The sequence below is a fragment of the Shewanella sp. A22 genome (assembly GCF_053850585.1).
In genome coordinates this window covers 1-1,480 of record NZ_JBSQBN010000241.1, presented here as the reverse complement: position 1 = coordinate 1,480, position 1,480 = coordinate 1, and the positions used below count along the sequence as shown (strand labels likewise).

Annotated in this window: 1 protein-coding gene; it reads right to left on the bottom strand. The window is 39.4% G+C overall.

Features of this window, described 5'->3' with window-relative positions; genetic code table 11:
- Nucleotides 1-308: 308 nt before the first annotated feature.
- Nucleotides 309-989, bottom strand: coding sequence for a 7-cyano-7-deazaguanine/7-aminomethyl-7-deazaguanine transporter (locus ACWXWT_RS20490; RefSeq protein ID WP_456043403.1), 681 nt, complete (start codon nt 987-989; stop codon nt 309-311).
- Between the last annotated feature and the right edge of the window lie 491 nt (nt 990-1,480).

Genomic DNA, 1,480 nt, shown 5'->3' with positions numbered 1-1,480 from the left:
AAAGGACTTTGAAACCCGCCAGAATGGAGTCTCTCAGGTATTCCACTTCTGTGTTACATCGATTTAAAAGGAAACAACCATTTCTACATCAATGTGCCTTGAATTGAAAAACCTGAGAGACTCTGAATTGACCAGATATTTAATGGGATTGGTATTATTGATTAACAAGCTGAATCGCTAAGAATTGCCGCATATAAACGCAGAAGATAATCTGAGTTGTTCTAACATTATTTGATAAGGTGGGTAAAATGAAAAAGCACACCGCGATTAAAGCCGATGATGCTTTTTCATTACGTTAATGATGATGACTATTTAGAGACTTGTACCACTACAGCGTCGTTGTTATTGGTCGTGTTAAATAAAATTTTATCTTGCAACACTTTTAATAGCACACCATAAGCAGGTAAAAACAAGCCTAAGCTCACTATCAATTTAAAGGCGTAATCAACGCTGGCAATTTCTGGCCAGTGAGTTGCCATGAAAACATCATTTGATGCATAAAATGCCACACTGAAAAACACTAATGTATCGACTAAATTACCGATTAATGTCGATGCTGCAGGTGCAACCCACCAAGCTTTTGCTTGTCGCAATTTGGCAAATACAGTGATATCCATTAATTGACCAATTAAATATGCCACGAAGCTAGCAAAGGCGATACGAAACACAAAACTATTCCACTGCGCTAAGGCACTGAACGCTTGTAATTGACCTTGGTGAAACAATACACCAACTAAGTAAGATACAACAAGGGCAGGCACCATGGCTTTGAGAATAATGCTCCTAGCGGCTTGTTGACCAAATATTCTTACGGTCAAATCCGTCGCTAAATACACAAATGGAAAGCTGAAAGCACCCCAAGTTGTATGGTAGCTAAATAGCTGGAATGGCAGTTGGACAAGGTAGTTGCTTGCGCAAATTATTAAGATATGAAAACTGACTAATAGCATCAGGGCTCGGCGATATTTCGCCTGGGTTAACGTCAACATATTGTGGCCTTTTTAATTGGGTTAGCGCGGGGTGAGGGAACCCGCTATTAATTTGGTTAACAGTATTTTTAGGTGTTCATTCTGCTATTTTAACGGCAGGTAAACACATAAGTAATAACGGTTATAGAGAATATTATCATTATAGTTAGTCGATTCAGCTTATCGACAAGCGCCTACTTATCTCACCGTAAGGTGACGATTTAAATGACTCAGTTTTGGTCAAGGTAAACGCGGGGGCAGGATAATAACACGAGTTTTGTGCAAGCGAAAGCGCCACTCTGCCTTATGGGGATTAGAGCATTATACCAGCATTTTGCACGGCGCTAAGAACAGAGTAAACGGTAATAACATTGAGCGAATGTTGTTATACCAATCCCATTAAATATCTGGTCAGTTCAGAGTCTCTCAGGTTTTTCAATTCAAGGCACATTGATGTAGAAATGGTTGTTTCCTTTTAAATCGATGTAACACAGAAGTGGAATACCTGAGAG